Here is an 849-nt window from a genome sequence, read left to right on the forward strand (position 1 = left end):
GGGTGGAGTAGTTGTAGAGGAAGAGGGGCAGCCCTGGCCTGATCGCCCTCACTGAATCCCTGTATCTCGATGGAAGCCCGAAGAGCTGCCTCTTGAGGTTTTCCTCCATGGTGTCGTTGTTGCAGACGAAGATGTAGCCGCCGATGGCCTCGTCCCGGGGGAGCGCCTCCGACGCCGGCAGCGTCTTGAACCTCTTGTCCGACGCCTGCGCGCCGCTGTCGCTGTTCTTGGCGTGCTTCTTCTTCCCGCCGGCGCCGTCGCCGCCCTTCTTGCCGTAGTACCCGCCACCGCCGTTACTATTGTTGTTGTTGTTGCTCGCCGGCCTCCCGACTGACTTGTTGAAGTAGCTCTTCACGTCGCCGCCGTTGCCGCCGTAGTTGCCGCCGCCGTTGCTGCTGTTGTTGTAACCCCCCATCTTGTTGAACCCGAAGGCGTTGACGTTGTTGTTGTTGATCTTGGCGGCGCCGCCGTAGGACTTGTTGTTGTTGTTGTTGTCGACGGGGAGGTTGACGCTGTTGTAGCGGTCGGCCTTGGTGGCGCCGAAGGCGAGCTTGCCGGAGCCGATGAGGCCCGGGCCATCCAGGTTTCCGGCGACGCCGTTGATGTTGGCGATGGCGTTCTTGGCGGGGGAGGGGGAGGAGAAGTGGTGGTACTCGCCGTCGAAGGCCGGCTCGTTGCGGCGGTCGGAGGGGGAGGACCAGATGGAGTCGCCGAGGGAGAGGCCGGAGAAGCTCGCCGTCTGCAGCCGCAGCTGGTCGCTGAACTGGTAGAACTCGCGGTCGTATCCCTCCATGGCCGCTGCTGCTTTTTTTCTCTTGTTTTCTCGTGTGCTCGTGCTGCTTGGCTAGG

Annotated in this window: 1 pseudogene; it reads right to left on the minus strand. The window is 62.7% G+C overall.

Going from position 1 to position 849, the window contains the following annotated elements:
* Positions 1 to 793, minus strand: a pseudogene (locus NK662_RS24555) (hypothetical protein); the annotation flags it as partial.
* Positions 794 to 849: the final 56 nt, after the last annotated feature.

The sequence above is a fragment of the Ectobacillus ponti genome, assembly GCF_024294785.1.
Taxonomy (GTDB): Bacteria; Bacillota; Bacilli; order Bacillales; family Bacillaceae_G; genus Ectobacillus; species Ectobacillus ponti.